Genomic DNA, 16,715 nt, shown 5'->3' with positions numbered 1-16,715 from the left:
AGGAACTTTTGTTTGCTTACAGCGTGTATATTCCTTTATACTAATATGATGCATATAAAAGAGTAGGAGGTCTTATCATGACCGTTAAAAAACTAATTGATCAACAGCATGAACTGCTGCACCGCGAAGTTAAGAATGTCTCAAAATTTGATGATTCCCTGCGACAGCTGATTCTGGATCTGGAAGATACGATGTTTGAGTCAGACGGTGTAGGTATCGCAGCCCCGCAGATTGGTGTGGATTTAAAAGTGGCTATCGTTGATATGGAAGAAGACGGTATTCTGCAGTTGATTAATCCTGTGATCACCCACTATTCAGAAGAGACAGAAGTAGATATAGAAGGCTGCCTCAGTCTGCCGAATGTATTTGGTGAAGTACCGAGAAGTGTTAAAATAGAACTGACGGGTAACGACTTAAAAGGGAACACAGTGGAAATGACCGCTTTTGATGATATCGCCCGAGTGATACAGCATGAGGTGGACCACCTGTATGGTCACCTGTTTACAGAGAAGATGACACGAGAAATCAGTCCTGAAGAACTGGAGGAGATGTATCATGACTAGAATCGTTTTTATGGGAACACCTGATTTTTCAGGTCCTATTTTAGAAGCAGTTGCAGCAAATTATGATGTGGTGGCAGTTGTGACACAGCCCGATAAACCAGTGGGACGTAAAAAAGTACTGACACCGCCACCGGTTAAAGTGGTTGCTGAAGCGCTAGGCATCAAGGTCCTGCAGCCTGCTAAACTGACCGGTTCAGATGAACTCGCTGCTATCATCGCCATGCAGCCTGACCTTATTGTGACTGCCGCATACGGTCAGCTGCTGCCTGAAGAACTATTGAATGCTCCAAAGCTCGGCTGTATTAATGTTCATGCGAGTCTGCTGCCAAAATATCGCGGTGGTGCACCGATTCATTATGCTGTAATGAATGGTGAACAGGAGACGGGTGTCTCCATCATGTACATGGCGAAGAAACTGGATGCAGGTGATGTCATCAGTCAGCGCGCCATTACTATCGAAGAGACCGATAATGTCGGCACTCAGCATGATAAGCTGTCAGCGCTCGGCGTTAAACTGTTGTTAGAGACGCTTCCTTCTATTATTGCAAGGACTAATGATCGTACACCTCAGGACGAGAGCAAGGTCACTTTTGCGTCTAATATCAGCCGTGAAGACGAACTTGTGGCGTTTGACCGTCCGACGACTGAAGTCCATAACCATATTCGAGGTCTATCTCCGTGGCCGGTGGGTTATGCCAAGCTGGACGGTCAGAATATGAAGTTCTGGTCCGCAAGTCGTGCAGAAGGTCACGGAAACCCAGGTGAAATACTGCAGGCAGATAGAGATGGGCTGCTCGTTGCGACATCTGATGGTGCCGTCCTTCTGACAGAGATTCAGCCTGCAGGTAAGAAACGGATGGCAGCCGGAGATTTTGCTTCCGGCCGTAAAGACTTACTCGGGAAGGTGTTCAATGGATAAGAACGTCAGATATGTTGCACTTGAAATTCTGGATGATGTCCTGACTGAGGGCGGCTATAGTAACTTGCTCATCAATGCTGCTATCAAGGAAGATAAAGTAGAAGAGAAAGACCGGGCACTTCTGACTGAGCTTGTCTACGGTACATTGCAGCACAAGCTGACACTAGAATATTATATAGAGCCTTTTATTAAAGCGAATCTAAAAGGCTGGATGAAGCGACTTTTAATGATGAGTGTCTATCAGGCTGTCTATTTAACGAAGATTCCAGACCATGCCATCATCAATGAAGCGGTGGAGATTACTAAGCGCCGGGGTTCTTATTCAGGTGCTAAGACAATCAATGCGATTCTCCGAAATTTTCAGCGAAGTGAATTGCGTTCACTGGATGAAATAAAAGATGATTTAAAACGTCTCAGCATTGAGACAAGCACCCCACTCTGGCTGGTCAAGCACTGGAAGACACATTTCGGGCTTGAAGTGACGCGTAAAATCTGCCAGAACCTGCTTGAACGTCCTGATACGAGTGTGCGTGTTAATACGACAAGAATGAAAATTGAGGATGCTATTAAGCGTCTTAAAGAAGAGGGTTATACAGTCAGACAATCAGACGTTGTACCTGAATGTCTGTTTATTGAAGGACCGCCGATTGTTCAGACGCGTCTTTTTAAGGATGGGCTTGTTTCTGTGCAGGATGCGTCCAGTATGCTGGTCGCACATATCATGAATCCAGAGCCAGGTGACACGATTCTTGATACATGCAGTGCTCCAGGCGGTAAGACTTGTCATATGGCAGAGAAACTGAACCAGACGGGTCACATCGATGCGCATGATATTCATGAGCATAAACTTGAACTGATTGATTTCAATTTACGCAAACTACGCCTGACTAACGTAGATATTTCACTTCATGATGCACGAGCGCCGTTCGATAGACAGTATGATAAAGTGCTGGTTGATGCACCATGCAGTGGGCTCGGTGTTGCGAAACGTAAACCGGAGATCAAATATGACAAGACTGCAAAAGATATAGATAACTTATGGCCGCTCCAGCTGGATATACTGCGCAATGCGGCGGAAGCTGTCAAGCCGGGCGGACTGATGATATACTCAACTTGTACAATCGAACAGATGGAAAACGAAAATGTCGTCTACTCATTTATAAAAGAAAACAATAATTTCGAGATAGAACCGATTGAACTTGCAGGAGAAACACATAAAACACTGCAGATTCTACCGCATGACTTTAATGCTGATGGCTTCTTTATCGCGAAATTACGAAGAAAGGATGTGTCTTAATGGCACTGCTTGAGAAAAAGAAAAATAAATTTATGCCTAATTTTGATAAGCCGTCTATTTATTCACTGCAATTAGATGAACTGAAAGACTGGCTCGCTGACCATAGTCAGCAAGGCTTCCGTGCGAAACAGATCTTCGACTGGCTGTATGTCAAACGTGTCTCTTCATTTGAAGAGATGACCAACTTATCTAAAGAACTGCGTGAGCTGCTGGAAGCAAACTTCGTCATGACAACGCTCAAAACAGTTGTTAAACAGGAGAGTAAAGATGGAACGATCAAGTTCCTTTTTGAACTGCAGGATGGCTATACAATTGAAACAGTCTTGATGCGACACGACTACGGTAACTCGGTCTGTGTGACGACACAGGTAGGCTGCCGTATCGGCTGTACGTTCTGTGCCAGTACACTTGGTGGCTTAAAGCGGAACTTAGAAGCAGGAGAAATCGTTGCGCAGGTGCTGAACGTACAAATGGCTCTTGATGCAACTGAGGAACGGGTCAGCCATGTTGTTATCATGGGTATCGGTGAACCATTTGAAAACTACGATGAAATGATGGATTTTCTGAAAATCATCAATCATGATAATGGTCTGAATATCGGTGCACGTCATATCACAGTCTCTACGTCAGGCGTCGTTCCACGTATTTATGACTTTGCGGATGAAGAACTGCAGATCAACTTTGCACTCAGTCTTCATGCAGCAGACAATGATGTCAGATCCCGTCTGATGCCTATCAACCGTGCCTATAATCTGGATAAACTGATGCCGGCAATCGAATATTACACAGAGAAAACAGGCCGTCGTATCACATTCGAATATGGCCTGTTTGGTGGGGTCAATGATCAGGTACAGCATGCAAGAGAACTTGCTAAACTCATTAAACATTTAAATTGTCATGTTAACTTAATACCTGTCAATCACGTACCTGAGCGAGATTATGTTCGTACGCCTAAAGAAGATATCTTCAAATTCGAGAAGGAATTAAAGCGTAATGGCATCAATGCGACCATCAGACGTGAACATGGCTCTGATATCGACGCGGCATGTGGTCAGTTAAGAGCAAAAGAACGACAAGAAGAAACGAGGTAAAGAGGATGGAGGCACGCTTTTTCACAGATGTAGGTCATACCCGTGAAAATAATGAGGATGCGGGTGGCATTCTGACAAATCATACAGGGCAGCAGCTGTTCATCGTCTGCGATGGCATGGGTGGTCATAACAGCGGAGAAGTGGCGAGTCATTTCGTAGCTACGCGTCTTAAGCAGATTTTTGAACAGGAAAATCTGATTGAGTTCAATCAGGCAGAGGACTGGCTGAAAAGCAGAATCTCTGAGATTAATCGTGAATTATACGATAAAAGTCAGCTTGAAAAAGTGAATCAGGGGATGGGGACTACACTTGTTGCTGCCATGCTGTTCGACAAAAAAGTCATCATTGCCAATGTCGGAGACTCTCGCAGCTACTTAATCAATGAGCGCGAGATGAGACAGCTGACAATTGATCATACGTTTGTGCAGCATCTTGTCATGGCGGGTGAACTGACGAAGGAAGAAGCGGCTCAACATCCTCAGCGTAATATCATTACTAAAGTAATCGGCACAGACCGTACAGTGATTCCGGATATCTTTACTTTTCCGTTGTCTCGCTATGACTATCTGTTACTCTCATCTGATGGACTGACAGATTATGTGCCTGAAAATCAAGTGCATGACATCATCATGCAGGAAACATCTCTAACAGATAAAGGCGAACGAATGATAAAGCTGGCGCTCGAGAGTGAAGTGAGAGACAATGTCTCATTTGTGCTTTGTAAACTCGGGGGTGTCTTTTAATGCTTGGCAAGATAATCAGTGAACGTTATCGTCTGACTCGATTAATCGGCGGTGGCGGTGCAAGTCAGGTTTATCTGGCTGATGACTTTATTTTAGATCATCAGGTGGCAGTTAAAGTCATCACCATACCGGCACATGATAAAGAGCGTGCGGTTAAACGTTTTGAACGTGAAGTAGAGAATGCCACGACGCTCAGTCATCCTAATATAGTTAAAGTGCTCGATGTAGACGAGGATGACCAACATTATTATTTAGTGATGGAATATATAGACGGACCGACTTTGTCAGACTATATTCAGGATAAAGGCCGCCTTTCTGTTGAAGAAGCGATTTTCTTTACAAAACAGATCTTGAGAGGCATTGGCCATGCGCATCATCATATGATCATTCACCGTGATATTAAACCGCAGAATATTTTGATGACTCATGATCATGTGCTGAAAATCACGGACTTCGGGATTGCTCGTGTATTAAGTGAGACAGCGATGACGCAGACCAATCACATCATGGGATCTGTCCATTACTTATCACCTGAACAAGCTAAAGGCAAAGCGATAGATGAATCTTCTGATATATACGCGATCGGTGTTGTTCTTTTTGAGATGCTGACAGGCAAACCGCCGTTTGAAGGTGAATCAGCCGTCAGTATTGCAATCAAACAGATTCAGGAAGCCCTGCCGCTTGTCACTGACGTACGGGATGATGTTCCACAGAGTCTCGAGAATGTCATTATCAGAGCGACGATGAAGGACAAATACAGCCGTTACCGTACAACAGATGAAATGTACAATGACCTCGCGACTGTCTTAGATGAAAAACGAAAAGAAGAAGCGCGTTATACAGTAGTGGAAGACAAGACAATGGTCATGCCTGCTGTTCAGACGGAAGAAGAGACGAGACCAGAACCGAAGAAGAAAAATCGTTTTCTGCTGATCTTTCTGCCGCTCCTTTTTACACTGCTGATTTTAGGCAGTATAGCAGCATATATGTTGATGCCTAAATCAAGTTTTGTCCCTGATCTGACTGGACAGCAGCTGACGGATGGTGTAAAGATGCTTGAAGAGGAAAATCTCAGGAAAGGCCGCGTCATCAATGAGTTCTCTGACCAGTACGATGATGGCATGATTATCTCAGCCAATCCTTCAGTAGGTGAGAAAGTTAAGGAATACACTAAAATCAATCTGACCGTCTCTAAAGGCAAGGAGACTTTCAAAGTTAAAGACTATGTAGGTCAGAATATTGAAAGCGTTAAAGAAAATCTATATAAGGCGGGCTTCGATAAAGTAAAAGTTCAGGAAGTTGAAAGTGATAAAGCTGTCGGCAAGATTCTGAGTCAGAATCTTGCTGAAGGAGAAGAAATAGAACCTCGCAATACGACGATAGAATTTAAAGTCTCTAAAGGTCACGATGACATCTATGTCAATGATTATAGAGGTCAAGATTATCAGGTTGTGAAAGAGCAGCTGGAGTCACAAGGCTTTATTGTGACCGTAAGCGGTGAGACTTATGATAGTGAGATTGAAAAAGGGAAGATTCTAAGTCAGAGTGCGCTTAACTTAGCATTGCCTTATGACTCAGCAATCAGTTTTGAGTTATCTAAAGGTAAAGACCCGCAAAGTGAAAAACCGACGACCGAAAAGCCGATAACAGAAGATCAGCCTGATGATCAGTCTGATAACAATCCGGCAATGGTTAAGAACTATACCTCTACGATTATTGTGCCATACGGTGGCAGCTTTGAAGGTCCGACAAGCGGCAAAGAACAGCGTGTTGAGGTCTTTGTAGAAGATAAGGATCATCAAATGACTGATGTTTATCAGACCATTTCAACTAATAAAAATCAGACCGTGACGATTCCCATGATTATTGAAGAAGGAAAGTCCGGTTCTTATGTCATTAAAATCAATGGGAAAGTTTTCGAAAAAGAAACGATTAACTATGATGACATTTAATAAAGAGTGAAAACCATGCTGTTAGCTTTCATAGCCAATAACATGGTTTTTATTTTTTTAATCGATGTGATGCGTGAAAAGATTCGTTTTAGGGTAGTAAATGATTGTGAGAGGATGGGGGGACAGCCATGTACGAATATGTCAATACATTTAAGGAAGTTAGGTCAATTCTAGAGGATCTTGGATTGAAAGATGATGCTATAAGTGATAACTATCAATCTGTCTTTAACAAACTCAATCCAAATCCATTTACTTTTCAGCAGGTGATGGTTGATTACCTGGCAGAGTTTAATCTGAAGTCTCTGGATTTTGTTGATCAGAGATACTGGTCAAACGGTATTCGTGTCAGACGAACGGGAGATGTTCTGATTGTCACGGCAGTGACGGCTGATAGAAGATTTGTCGTCAGCGACCGCATTACTCATCTGTCAGGCGATTCTATTGCCATGCTCGGAGAACGTTATCAGAAACTTTTATTTAATGAGCAGACAGATAGACAGGACTGGCATCCTATTTTGAAGAAACAGCATGAGGCAACAGTTCTGCGCGGCGATCAGATTTATACATTTGATTTAAAGGCATTTGAAGAAGAGGGTACTCCGGAAGTTTTCGAACGTGATGGATTTACGGAAGTCATCGTGCACCATATTAGAGGTCTTTACCAGCTAACAGACTTAAGAAAACCGCTGCTGATTGATTTACGGGATGCTTATGGTGTGGTTCCGGAAGAGCGGATCAATCATATGGCTGAGCGTTTTTCAGAGTCTGTATTCCTTGTTGATGGTATGACTAAAGGCAGTGCAGAACGACTGGCCGCTAAAATCAATAATCAGCAGCTGGTCGGTCAGGAGACATATGGTCAGGCTGAACGACTCAATAAACAATCGCTGGGTGAGCAGTTCTTCATCTATTCAGAAGGTAAAGATATGACGGTTATACCGGGGACTGTGGTAGAATTGAATTACGAGACAGATATTGTCAGAGAAGCTGCTATTCAATTATTAAAACAACTTAGAGGGGGAAATATTAATGGCTAAACGTATGCCGAAGGTTAAAGGACTCGATCAGACACTGACTGTTTTAAAGGAAGGTTATGAGTTTATACCCAATCGTACAAAAGAATTAAATACAAATGTTTTTGAAATGAGAGTATTAGGCGGTAAGAAAGCCGTTGTCATCAGCGGTAAAGAAGCTGCTGAATTATTTTACGATAACGACAAGACAGAACGGTCTGGCACATTGCCGAAACGACTTGTAAAAACATTGTTTGGTAAAGGTGCTATCCATACAACAACAGGTGACAAACATAAAAACAGAAAGACATTATTTATGTCACTGATGACGGATAACAACCTTGAATATCTTCGTAAACTGACTCGCAACTACTGGTTTGAAGATACAGCACGTCTGCAGGCGATGGATCAGACTAACGTGTACCTTGAATCTACTCTTGTGTTATTAAAAGTTGGATTCCGTTTTGCTGATGTACCATTTGATACACCTGAACGCATGGAACAATATGCAAAAGATATGAATGCAATGGTGGATTCATTCGGTTCTATCGGGACAGCTTACAGTGGTTACAAACGTGCACTGAACGCGCGTGACCGTGTAGAAGACTACCTGGAGAAACAAATCATCGCGACACGTAAAGGTAAACTTTTCCCTGAAGAAGGCTCAGGTTTATACGAATTCAGTCACTGGAAAGATATGAACGGTAAACAGATGGATTCACGTCTTGCTGCAGTTGACTTAATGAATACGATTCGTCCGCTTGTAGCGATTAACCGTTTCATTTCATTCGGTGTACTGGCCATGCATGAATATCCAGGCGAACGTGCTCGAGTGGCGCAGAATGATAACAGCTATGCTTATAAATTTGCTCAGGAAGTCCGTCGTTATTATCCGTTCGTGCCTTTCCTGCCAGGTAAAGCGAAGAAAAATATCACGTTCGATGGCTATAAAATCGAAAAAGATACGATGCTTATTCTCGATATTTTCGGTACACTTCATAGTGAATCTTTATGGCAGAATGCAGAACAGTTCTATCCGGAGCGTTTTGAGAACTGGGACGGCAGCCCATTTGATTTAATCCCTCAAGGTGGAGGCGATTACTGGACAAACCACCGCTGTGCAGGTGAGTGGATGACTGTCATCATCATGGAAGAATCAATGAAATACTTTGCACAAGAAATCCAGTACGATGTACCCGCACAGGACTTCACAGTGGACCGCACTAAATTACCAGGTCAGATCAACAGCGGTATGATTATTGAGAACATCCGCAATAACTTTGACCGTCGCCGTTAAAAAAAGCAAATCCGCAAACATCAGTTTGCGGATTTTTTTATTGTTCTATTTCACCGTGCCACTTATCCATGCCGCCTTCGACATTCGTCACATCGTAGCCTAAGTCATGCAGATAACGCGAAGCTTTCTCTGAACGCATACCTCGCTGGCAGATGACATAATAACTTGTATCTTTTTTCAATGAATCTGCACGTTCTTCCAGTTCAGATAAAGGATAGTTAAACGCTTCTTTAATATGATCGGCAGCAAATTCTTCTTTTTCGCGGACATCTAAGACAACATCATCTGTGCCGACTTGAAGTGTTTCCTGCAATGCATCTGTTGTAACTGATTTAATTGTCATCAAAATCACCTCTAGATATTATTATGTTTCTAAATTATTATACCCTGATGTGTTTACAATTATCCAAGATAGGGGATTGAACATTGTTTGCACTAGGCGTATGATATGGAAGTCAATTTAAATTAAACAAACGAGGTCGACTATGAAAACAGAAAATACGAGCAACCGTTTTAAACTGGCAATGATGCTTGTCGCTATAGGCATTGTTTATGGAGATATTGGGACATCACCCCTTTATGTCATGAAGGCTGTGGTCGAGACAAACGGTGGCATGGAAGCCATGACAGAACAATATATTATTGGCTGCCTGTCACTCATTATCTGGACGATTACGCTTCTGACGACGATTAAATATGTACTGATTGCAATGCGTGCAGATAACCACGGTGAAGGTGGTATCTTCAGTCTTTACACCCTCGTCCGTAAGAGACGGAACTGGCTGATTGTCCCTGCTGTCATAGGGGGTGCGGCGTTACTTGCTGACGGCATTTTAACGCCTGCTGTAACCGTGACATCAGCTATAGAAGGGATTCAGGAAATACCGGGTCTTAAAGATTCTCTCTTATCAGAGCAGAAATATATACTAGCAATTGTTATCACGATTATTACATTGATTTTCTTTGCACAGCGTTTTGGTACCGGCAGTATTGGTAAAATATTTGGACCTTTTATGCTTGTCTGGTTCAGTATGCTGGGTATCTTTGGCATTTTTAATCTGACTACGGACTTAACTGTGTTAAGAGCCCTTAATCCGCTTTACGGGATTGAGATTCTGTTCGATGACAGCAATAAGATGGGTCTGATGATTTTAGGGACGGTTTTCCTTGCTACAACAGGTGCAGAAGCACTGTATTCTGATATGGGGCACGTCGGTAAAGGGGCTATCTACCGGACATGGCCATTTGTTAAGCTCATGCTGTTACTGAACTATTTCGGTCAGTGTGCATGGATTATTGAGCGCGTTAAGACACGTGACTTTAAAGCGGGAGAAGTCATTAATCCATTCTTCCAGATCATGCCTGACTCCTTTATCTTTATCGGGGTAATGATTGCGACAGGTGCAGCCATTATCGCATCACAGGCACTGATTTCTGGTTCATTCACGTTAGTATCAGAAGCGATTCACTTACGTCTCATGCCTAAAGTGGATATTAAATATCCGTCGACCATTAAAGGACAGATGTACATCCCTTCTGTCACATTCTTTATCTGGTTACTCTGTATCATGGTCGTCCTTTACTTCCAGACATCTGTGCATATGGAGGCAGCTTACGGTCTAAGTATCACGGTGACGATGATGATGTCAACTATTCTTCTCTGGCACTATTTGATTCAGCGAAAGCACAATGCAGCAATTGTCACTTTAGTGATCGGCTTCTTCCTGATGCTTGAAGCGGCATTCTTTATTTCTAGTCTCGCAAAGTTTATGCACGGAGGCTATATTGCTGTCCTGATTTCACTTGCAATCGCTCTCCTGATGGTCATCTGGTATAAAGGCTATCAGATTAAAGATCGCAGAACATATGACATCAATATTGATCTTTTTAAAGGGCAGCTCGAGCAGTTATCACAAGATAAGCGTTTCCCTAAATATGCAACCAATCTGGTCTACTTATCTACAACAGCAGATATGAAAATGGCAGAAAAACAGATTTTTAAATCTATTCTGGACGGTATTCCTAAACGTGCTGATATTTACTGGATAGTCAATGTCAAAGTGTCCGACCAGCCGTTCCAGGTCAACTATCAGATAGAAGACTTCGGTACGGACAATGTCTTTAAAGTACAGCTGATACTCGGATTCAGAATGCATCAGAATGTCAATCTCTATATCAAGCAGATTGCCGCAATGATGCTGAAGAAGGGCTGTATCGCTGAGCAGCATCGGACTTATGGTACGAATCCGACGCTTAAACTGGCAGACTTTACTTATATTATTCTGCAGGATGACTTGCCGATAGATGCAAAAATAGCCTGGCGTGACCGTTTGATTGTTGAAACGAAAATTTTTATTAAGAAATTTACCGCGTCACCGATACGCTGGTTTGAACTGCCTTCAAATGAAGTGCATTATGAGACGGTTCCTATTTCAATGCCGGTCAACAAAGTACCGACGATTAAACAGATTAAAAATATGAAGAAATAAAATAAGCCCGGTATCCGAAAGGATACCGGGCTTATTTTAATTAAAAGTGCTAATTTGAGAAGTCTGGTCGACAAGTTTACCATCATCCAGCATAAACAGCCGGTCTGCTTTAGAGAACAGTCGCTGATCATGGGTGATCATGATACAGACCGTATTAGAAGATTTGACACGTTGCTTCAGCATATCAACCACTTCTAGTGCACGTTCCTTATCAAGACTGGCTGTCGGTTCATCAGCTAAAATCATTTTAGGTGCATTCATAAATGCGCGGGCAATCGCTGTCCGCTGCTTTTCTCCACCTGACAGTCGATTTGGATAGGCTTTAGAACGATGTTTCAGACCGAAATCATTTAAGAGAATATCAGCTCTTTCTGAAGCTTCTTTAGCTGCCATACCGTTTTCTGTGGCAACAGCTGTCAGCTGATCTTTGACGTTTAAATAGGGTAATAGATGAGAAACCTGAAAAATAAAGCCGATATCACTTAAACGCATCGCAGTCATCTGCTGATCGCTTAATGAATTCCAGGAACGGCCGTCCAGCACAATTTCACCAGAAGTAGGGGACAGCAGACCGCCAATAATAGTCAGCAATGTACTTTTCCCTGAACCTGAAGGACCATAAAGTATAACGATTTCGCCGTCCTGTACATCGAGATTGATACCTTTTAAAACTTCAGTTGCTTGTTCACCAGTACCATAAGTTTTTTTGATTTCTTTGATTTCCAGCATCTTATTCGCCTCCTAAAGCAAGTTGCGGATCTATACGAATGACTTTAATAAGTGACAGTAATGCGCCGACGAGTCCGACGACAAAGAATAATGCAGCGAGTAATGCGATAAGATGATTATTTAAGAAGAATGGCATTGTGACAGGGAGCTGACTTGCGATGAGGAAAGTCAGACCGATAGCAACGGCTACACCGATTGTTGTGATGAACAGTATTTCAAGCAGAATCATACCAGCAATCTTAGAGTTTTTGAAACCAATCGCTTTTAAAATACCGTACTCGGTTGTTTTCTGAATGGTGATGACATAGAAGAAAGCGGCGATAACAATAGCTGATATGACAAACAGAAAAATCACCATTAAATTGAGAGGCATCTGTTCTGCTTCATAACTTGCGATACCTTTTTTTAAGTCGTCTGCTGAGATGACTTTAGCATCAGATAGACCGTCAACAGAGTCTTTGCTTACAAGTCCGATATTGGGTTTGATAGCAGGATTAATTCGTTTAATCCCTTCTTCTGTCATATAACCGACAGCAGTGTGAGCATACATATTATCTTTGACATAACCCGTCACTTTATAGTCGATATCTTTATTTTTGACCTTAATAGTATCTCCGATTTTAATATCGTCTTGATGATAATCATCAATAGCAACTTCATTTTGATTTGCCGGCATCTTTCCTTCAGCAATCTCAGGCTTGGCATCTTTCATATAGACAGCCGCTATTCCGGTGTTATTCTCAAAAGTCGCAAGCTGCATAGAAAGAAGGGGGATATTCTGTTCTTTTAATACTTTGATGTCTTCATCAGATAACTGTGAAGCGGTCAGTGAGTTGTTGGCATCATCACTGATGACATAATGACTGCTGTTCAGCTCTTCAATCAGCGAGATATTATCTTTTCCAAGCCCTTGTGCTAAACTTGAAACAAAGAGAACGAGAAAAGCAAGTAGAAAAAGAATCGCTGTAATCATGGCATATTTAAATTTATAGTATTTAAGTTCCTGTAGTGCGAGTTTCATGTGTATACATCCTTTCGTTGTTTGAATATACACTGATTATAAAAGTGTTATATGAACGGAGTATGAACAGGAGGAAAAAGATGAAAAAAATATTAGTAGTAGATGATGAGCGCGCTATTCGTGAGATGGTAGAACGAGGATTGAAACAGTATGAAGTGAAACTTGCAGCAGATGGCGACGAGGCGATTCACGTTCTTGACCATGAGAAAATTGATCTCTGTATAGTAGATGTCATGATGCCGGGAATGGATGGTTTTGAGTTATGCGACCACATAAAAACCTATTACGAGAAGCCGGTCATCATGCTGACGGCACGGAGTGAGCTCAGTGACAAAAGGTCAGCTTTCGAAGCGGGGACAGATGATTATGTGACGAAGCCGTTTTTAGTCGAGGAACTCGCGTTCAGAGTCAACGCGATCTTAAATCGTTATCAGGCTCAGTCAGCTCTTACTTTAGGACGGATGGAACTAGATATCGACAGCTATGAGGTGGTAGTGGGAGAGGATACCCTTTATCTGCCACGAAAAGAGTTTGAACTGCTTGCAGAACTTATCAGGCTGTCTCCTAAAGTAGGCACACGTGAGCAATTGATTGAACATGTCTGGGGGTTTGACTTTGACGGAGATGAACGGACCATTGATGTGCACATCAAACGACTGCGTAAAAGGCTCGCGAACTATCCCGAATTCGAAATATTGACTGTAAGAGGTGTCGGATATAAGGTGCAGCATGTTTAAGAAACTGTCGACCCATTTTGTCGTTTCAACTCTTTTCACATTCTGTATAAGCGCGCTTCTCAGTTTTATTATCGCAAATGTCTACTACCATCTGTTTCTTAAGCCGGCGAATGATGACCGGATCACTCAGATTGTTAAAGAACAGAAACATTTCATCGAATCACATCCTGAGATTAAACCTGCGACTTTTTTCGCACAGATGGCTTCTCTTAATTTTCAGGTGATGACGGTGCATGACCACGAAGTGAATTATTATGGTACACCTTTTCGTGTCAAGAATCTGGAAGATGGTCAGGATGGCATCTATCATGGTATTAAAGAACGTCCATTCAATTTATTCATCACGGGTTTCTTCGATAATGAGACGCGTAATACAGTCGGTATTGATATGCAGGTTGCAGGTGAGGATTACCGCGTCTACATCAGACCAGACGTCGGGCAGAGTATGGGAGAGTTCAGGATATTTCTTGCCATATTACTCGTCTATATCTTAATTTTCACCGTATTTTTCATTATATTGAGTGCGGGTTACTTCGTGAACCCGGTGAAGAAACTGCAGCTATATGCGAAGCGGATTCGTTCAGGTGACTACAGTGACCAGTCTTCTATTACAAGACGCGACGAAATAGGTGAGCTGGCCCGTGAAATGGAAGAGATGTCGATTGCCATTCGTCATCATCAGGCGGTCAATGAACGATTTGTAGCGAACGTCAGTCATGAAATTCAGTCTCCTATCACGAATCTGATCGGTCTGACTGATCAGCTGGCGGACCATTACAATAGTGAAACGATAGCAGCGATTCAGCATCAGTCCAGACGACTAAGCGGACTGACAAAACAGCTGCTGACACTTGCATCGATTGAAAATGAAGGAAATAGACTACAGCTTAAGACATTCAGCGGCAAAGACATGATGAAAGAAGTCATCAATACCTTTATGTATCAGCTGGATGAAAAAGAACTGCTCTTAACGACACATTTCGATGACAGTGAGCTGACCGCACATAGAGCTCTGTTGATGCAGCTCGTGACTAACCTTCTCTCCAATGCGATTAAATATTCAAAACAGGAAGGTTCTATTTTAATCACCTTAAAGAATCAGGTTATCACGATAGAGGACGAAGGTGTCGGAATGGATGACAAGACACAGCAGCATCTGTTTGAACGTTTCTTTAAATCAAAAAGCAATGAAGACCATGTGCCGTCCAATGGTCTCGGAATGGCTATTGTTAAAGAGATAGCAGACCTTCACGGCTTCAAAATAGAAGTGAATAGTGCAGTGAATCAGGGGACGACTATCACAGTTGTATGTTAAAATAGGACTAATTTAATGAAGAGGTGACTTAGTGAGAGAAGGATTAATCTATAAAGCGTTAAGTGGATTTTATTATGTGGAAAGCGAAGGTGAAAGCTTTCAGTGCCGGGCGAGAGGTGTTTTCAGAAAGAAAGGACTCTCTCCGCTTGTTGGTGATAGAGTGAAGTTTCAGATTGAAAATGAAATTGAAGGCTATATTACGGAACTTCTACCTAGACAAAACGAACTTGTACGTCCTCCTGTTGCCAATATCGATCAGGTACTGATTGTCATGAGTGCAAAAGAACCGGAATTCAGTCTTAACTTGATTGATAAATTTCTGGTCATCGTTGAAAGCTATGATATTATGCCGAGCTTAATCGTGACGAAAAAAGACCTGTTGTCAGAGGAAGAAGAAGCATTTATTCAGGACAAACTGGATTACTATCATTCTGTCGGCTATTCGACTCATCTGATTTCGAATCTTGAGGACCAGTCAGCGATGCTTCATATGCTGGTGCCAGGCATCAATGTCCTCTCCGGTCAGTCAGGCGTCGGTAAATCTTCACTGATCAATGCAGCGCGCCCGGAATCGAATCTCGAGACAGGCGTCATTTCTAACGCGCTTAACCGAGGAAAACATACGACCCGTCACGTCGAACTGATTAAAACAAGTCAGGGGTACATTGCTGATACGCCGGGCTTCAGTTCTCTTGACTACGCGCACATCGACAAATATATGCTCAAGAACTGTTTTCCTGAGTTTGTGGCTGCGGCTGATGAATGTAAATACCGTGAGTGCCTGCATGTCAATGAACCTAAATGTGCTGTCAAAGCGAGTGTGGGCGAGACGATTCTTCAGTCTCGTCACGACCATTACTTACAGATGATGAATGAAATTGAAACAAGAAAGGTGAGATACTGATGAAAATAGCACCTAGTTTACTGTCCTGTGACTTTACTGAACTGAGACAGGAAGTCAGACGATTAGAAGCAGCAGGTGTAGACTATCTGCACTTTGATGTGATGGATGGTCGTTTTGTACCTAACATTTCTTTTGGACTGCCTATTTTAGAGCAGCTGAGAGAAATGACGAATCTGACCATTGACAGCCATCTGATGATAGAAGAACCAGAACGTTATATAGAAGCTTTTGCAGAGGCGGGCAGTGACATCATTACGGTTCATGTTGAAGCGACTCGTCACTTACACCGGGTGATTCAGCAGATTAAACAGACAGGAAAAAAAGCAGGCGTGACGCTGAATCCAGGCACGTGCATAGAGCAACTGATGCCGGTGCTTCAGGATGTTGACCTTGTTCTTGTGATGACCGTGAATCCAGGGTTTGGCGGCCAGTCATTCATCGGCAGTATGGTTGATAAAATTCAGTTTCTGGCTGATTACCGCATGCAGCATCAGCTTAACTTTGAAATTGAAGTGGATGGCGGGGTGAACGAACATACTGCGCAGCTTTGCCGAAAAGCCGGCGCAGATGTGTTAGTAGCGGGCTCTTACTTCTTCAAACATGAAGACTATAAGACGCCGACATCTATGTTAAGAGGTGAATAAC

16 protein-coding genes are annotated in these 16,715 nt (G+C 42.6%); 13 read left to right on the top strand and 3 right to left on the bottom strand.

The annotated features are described in order from the left end of the window. The first annotated feature begins 77 nt into the window (after positions 1-77). The 8 genes from def to ERX27_RS01175 all read left to right on the top strand — a co-directional run bounded on the left by def (position 78) and on the right by ERX27_RS01175 (position 8,875). Complete coding sequence (def, locus tag ERX27_RS01210; protein WP_133431001.1) at positions 78-563, top strand: peptide deformylase; 486 nt, start codon at positions 78-80, stop codon at positions 561-563. Then, entirely contained in the window at positions 556-1,482 is a 927-nt protein-coding gene (gene fmt / locus ERX27_RS01205) for a methionyl-tRNA formyltransferase (protein ID WP_133431000.1), read from the top strand. The genes def and fmt overlap by 8 nt, the downstream gene beginning before the upstream one ends. Then, on the top strand, positions 1,475-2,779 hold the full coding sequence (rsmB, locus tag ERX27_RS01200; protein WP_133430999.1) for a 16S rRNA (cytosine(967)-C(5))-methyltransferase RsmB: 1,305 nt from the start codon (positions 1,475-1,477) through the stop codon (positions 2,777-2,779). Before fmt ends, rsmB begins: the two co-directional genes overlap by 8 nt. Beyond that, entirely contained in the window at positions 2,779-3,870 is a 1,092-nt protein-coding gene (gene rlmN, locus ERX27_RS01195; RefSeq protein ID WP_133430998.1) for a dual-specificity RNA methyltransferase RlmN, read from the top strand. The genes rsmB and rlmN overlap by 1 nt, the downstream gene beginning before the upstream one ends. 5 nt (positions 3,871-3,875) lie before the next feature. Next, positions 3,876-4,613 (top strand): Stp1/IreP family PP2C-type Ser/Thr phosphatase, encoded by a 738-nt coding sequence (locus ERX27_RS01190; protein ID WP_133430997.1) that lies wholly within the window; start codon positions 3,876-3,878, stop codon positions 4,611-4,613. Then, a complete protein-coding gene (pknB, locus tag ERX27_RS01185; protein ID WP_133430996.1) occupies positions 4,613-6,565 on the top strand; it encodes a Stk1 family PASTA domain-containing Ser/Thr kinase in 1,953 nt (650 codons plus the stop codon). Before ERX27_RS01190 ends, pknB begins: the two co-directional genes overlap by 1 nt. Before the next feature lie 128 nt (positions 6,566-6,693). Then, complete coding sequence (locus ERX27_RS01180; RefSeq protein ID WP_133430995.1) at positions 6,694-7,602, top strand: hypothetical protein; 909 nt, start codon at positions 6,694-6,696, stop codon at positions 7,600-7,602. After that, positions 7,595-8,875 (top strand): cytochrome P450, encoded by a 1,281-nt coding sequence (locus tag ERX27_RS01175; protein ID WP_133430994.1) that lies wholly within the window; start codon positions 7,595-7,597, stop codon positions 8,873-8,875. The genes ERX27_RS01180 and ERX27_RS01175 overlap by 8 nt, the downstream gene beginning before the upstream one ends. A gap of 37 nt (positions 8,876-8,912) precedes the next feature. Here the strand turns inward: ERX27_RS01175 and ERX27_RS01170 are convergent, their stop codons facing one another. Then, positions 8,913-9,218 carry a rhodanese-like domain-containing protein gene (locus ERX27_RS01170; protein WP_133430993.1) on the bottom strand — a complete coding sequence of 102 codons (306 nt, stop codon included), beginning with the start codon at positions 9,216-9,218 and terminating at the stop codon, positions 8,913-8,915. A 142-nt stretch (positions 9,219-9,360) separates the two neighbouring features. Between ERX27_RS01170 and ERX27_RS01165 the strand changes: the two genes are divergently transcribed. After that, on the top strand, positions 9,361-11,364 hold the full coding sequence (locus tag ERX27_RS01165; protein WP_133430992.1) for a KUP/HAK/KT family potassium transporter: 2,004 nt from the start codon (positions 9,361-9,363) through the stop codon (positions 11,362-11,364). 36 nt (positions 11,365-11,400) lie between these two features. Here the strand turns inward: ERX27_RS01165 and ERX27_RS01160 are convergent, their stop codons facing one another. Together ERX27_RS01160 and ERX27_RS01155 are read right to left on the bottom strand one after the other, a co-directional pair. Further along, positions 11,401-12,093: an ABC transporter ATP-binding protein gene (locus ERX27_RS01160; RefSeq protein WP_133430991.1), complete on the bottom strand. Its 693-nt coding sequence runs from the start codon at positions 12,091-12,093 to the stop codon at positions 11,401-11,403. A 1-nt stretch (position 12,094) separates the two neighbouring features. Beyond that, entirely contained in the window at positions 12,095-13,114 is a 1,020-nt protein-coding gene (locus ERX27_RS01155) for an ABC transporter permease (RefSeq protein ID WP_133430990.1), read from the bottom strand. 80 nt (positions 13,115-13,194) lie between these two features. Here ERX27_RS01155 and ERX27_RS01150 point away from each other — a divergent pair, with 80 nt between their 5' ends. From ERX27_RS01150 to rpe, 4 genes are read left to right on the top strand one after another with little or no spacing between them, the layout of a single operon-like run. Further along, positions 13,195-13,851 (top strand): response regulator transcription factor, encoded by a 657-nt coding sequence (locus ERX27_RS01150; protein WP_133430989.1) that lies wholly within the window; start codon positions 13,195-13,197, stop codon positions 13,849-13,851. Further along, positions 13,844-15,166, top strand: a complete 1,323-nt coding sequence (locus ERX27_RS01145) for a sensor histidine kinase (protein WP_133430988.1) — start codon at positions 13,844-13,846, stop codon at positions 15,164-15,166. Before ERX27_RS01150 ends, ERX27_RS01145 begins: the two co-directional genes overlap by 8 nt. 31 nt (positions 15,167-15,197) lie before the next feature. Beyond that, entirely contained in the window at positions 15,198-16,070 is an 873-nt protein-coding gene (rsgA, locus tag ERX27_RS01140) for a ribosome small subunit-dependent GTPase A (RefSeq protein ID WP_133430987.1), read from the top strand. After that, positions 16,067-16,714 carry a ribulose-phosphate 3-epimerase gene (gene rpe, locus ERX27_RS01135; protein ID WP_133430986.1) on the top strand — a complete coding sequence of 216 codons (648 nt, stop codon included), beginning with the start codon at positions 16,067-16,069 and terminating at the stop codon, positions 16,712-16,714. The genes rsgA and rpe overlap by 4 nt, the downstream gene beginning before the upstream one ends. Position 16,715: the final 1 nt, after the last annotated feature.

Origin of the sequence: Macrococcus brunensis, from assembly GCF_004359615.1 — a bacterium.
GTDB lineage: Bacteria > Bacillota > Bacilli > Staphylococcales > Staphylococcaceae > Macrococcus > Macrococcus brunensis.
Note: the sequence above shows the minus strand (reverse complement) of the source record. Positions and strands in the feature narration are given on the sequence as shown.

Coding starts and splice junctions, on each gene's coding strand:
- def (WP_133431001.1), top strand. CDS start 78: ATGACCGTTAAAAAACTAATTGATCAACAGCATGAACTGCTGCACCGC.
- fmt (WP_133431000.1), top strand. CDS start 556: ATGACTAGAATCGTTTTTATGGGAACACCTGATTTTTCAGGTCCTATT.
- rsmB (WP_133430999.1), top strand. CDS start 1,475: ATGGATAAGAACGTCAGATATGTTGCACTTGAAATTCTGGATGATGTC.
- rlmN (WP_133430998.1), top strand. CDS start 2,779: ATGGCACTGCTTGAGAAAAAGAAAAATAAATTTATGCCTAATTTTGAT.
- ERX27_RS01190 (WP_133430997.1), top strand. CDS start 3,876: ATGGAGGCACGCTTTTTCACAGATGTAGGTCATACCCGTGAAAATAAT.
- pknB (WP_133430996.1), top strand. CDS start 4,613: ATGCTTGGCAAGATAATCAGTGAACGTTATCGTCTGACTCGATTAATC.
- ERX27_RS01180 (WP_133430995.1), top strand. CDS start 6,694: ATGTACGAATATGTCAATACATTTAAGGAAGTTAGGTCAATTCTAGAG.
- ERX27_RS01175 (WP_133430994.1), top strand. CDS start 7,595: ATGGCTAAACGTATGCCGAAGGTTAAAGGACTCGATCAGACACTGACT.
- ERX27_RS01170 (WP_133430993.1), bottom strand. CDS start 9,218: ATGACAATTAAATCAGTTACAACAGATGCATTGCAGGAAACACTTCAA.
- ERX27_RS01165 (WP_133430992.1), top strand. CDS start 9,361: ATGAAAACAGAAAATACGAGCAACCGTTTTAAACTGGCAATGATGCTT.
- ERX27_RS01160 (WP_133430991.1), bottom strand. CDS start 12,093: ATGCTGGAAATCAAAGAAATCAAAAAAACTTATGGTACTGGTGAACAA.
- ERX27_RS01155 (WP_133430990.1), bottom strand. CDS start 13,114: ATGAAACTCGCACTACAGGAACTTAAATACTATAAATTTAAATATGCC.
- ERX27_RS01150 (WP_133430989.1), top strand. CDS start 13,195: ATGAAAAAAATATTAGTAGTAGATGATGAGCGCGCTATTCGTGAGATG.
- ERX27_RS01145 (WP_133430988.1), top strand. CDS start 13,844: ATGTTTAAGAAACTGTCGACCCATTTTGTCGTTTCAACTCTTTTCACA.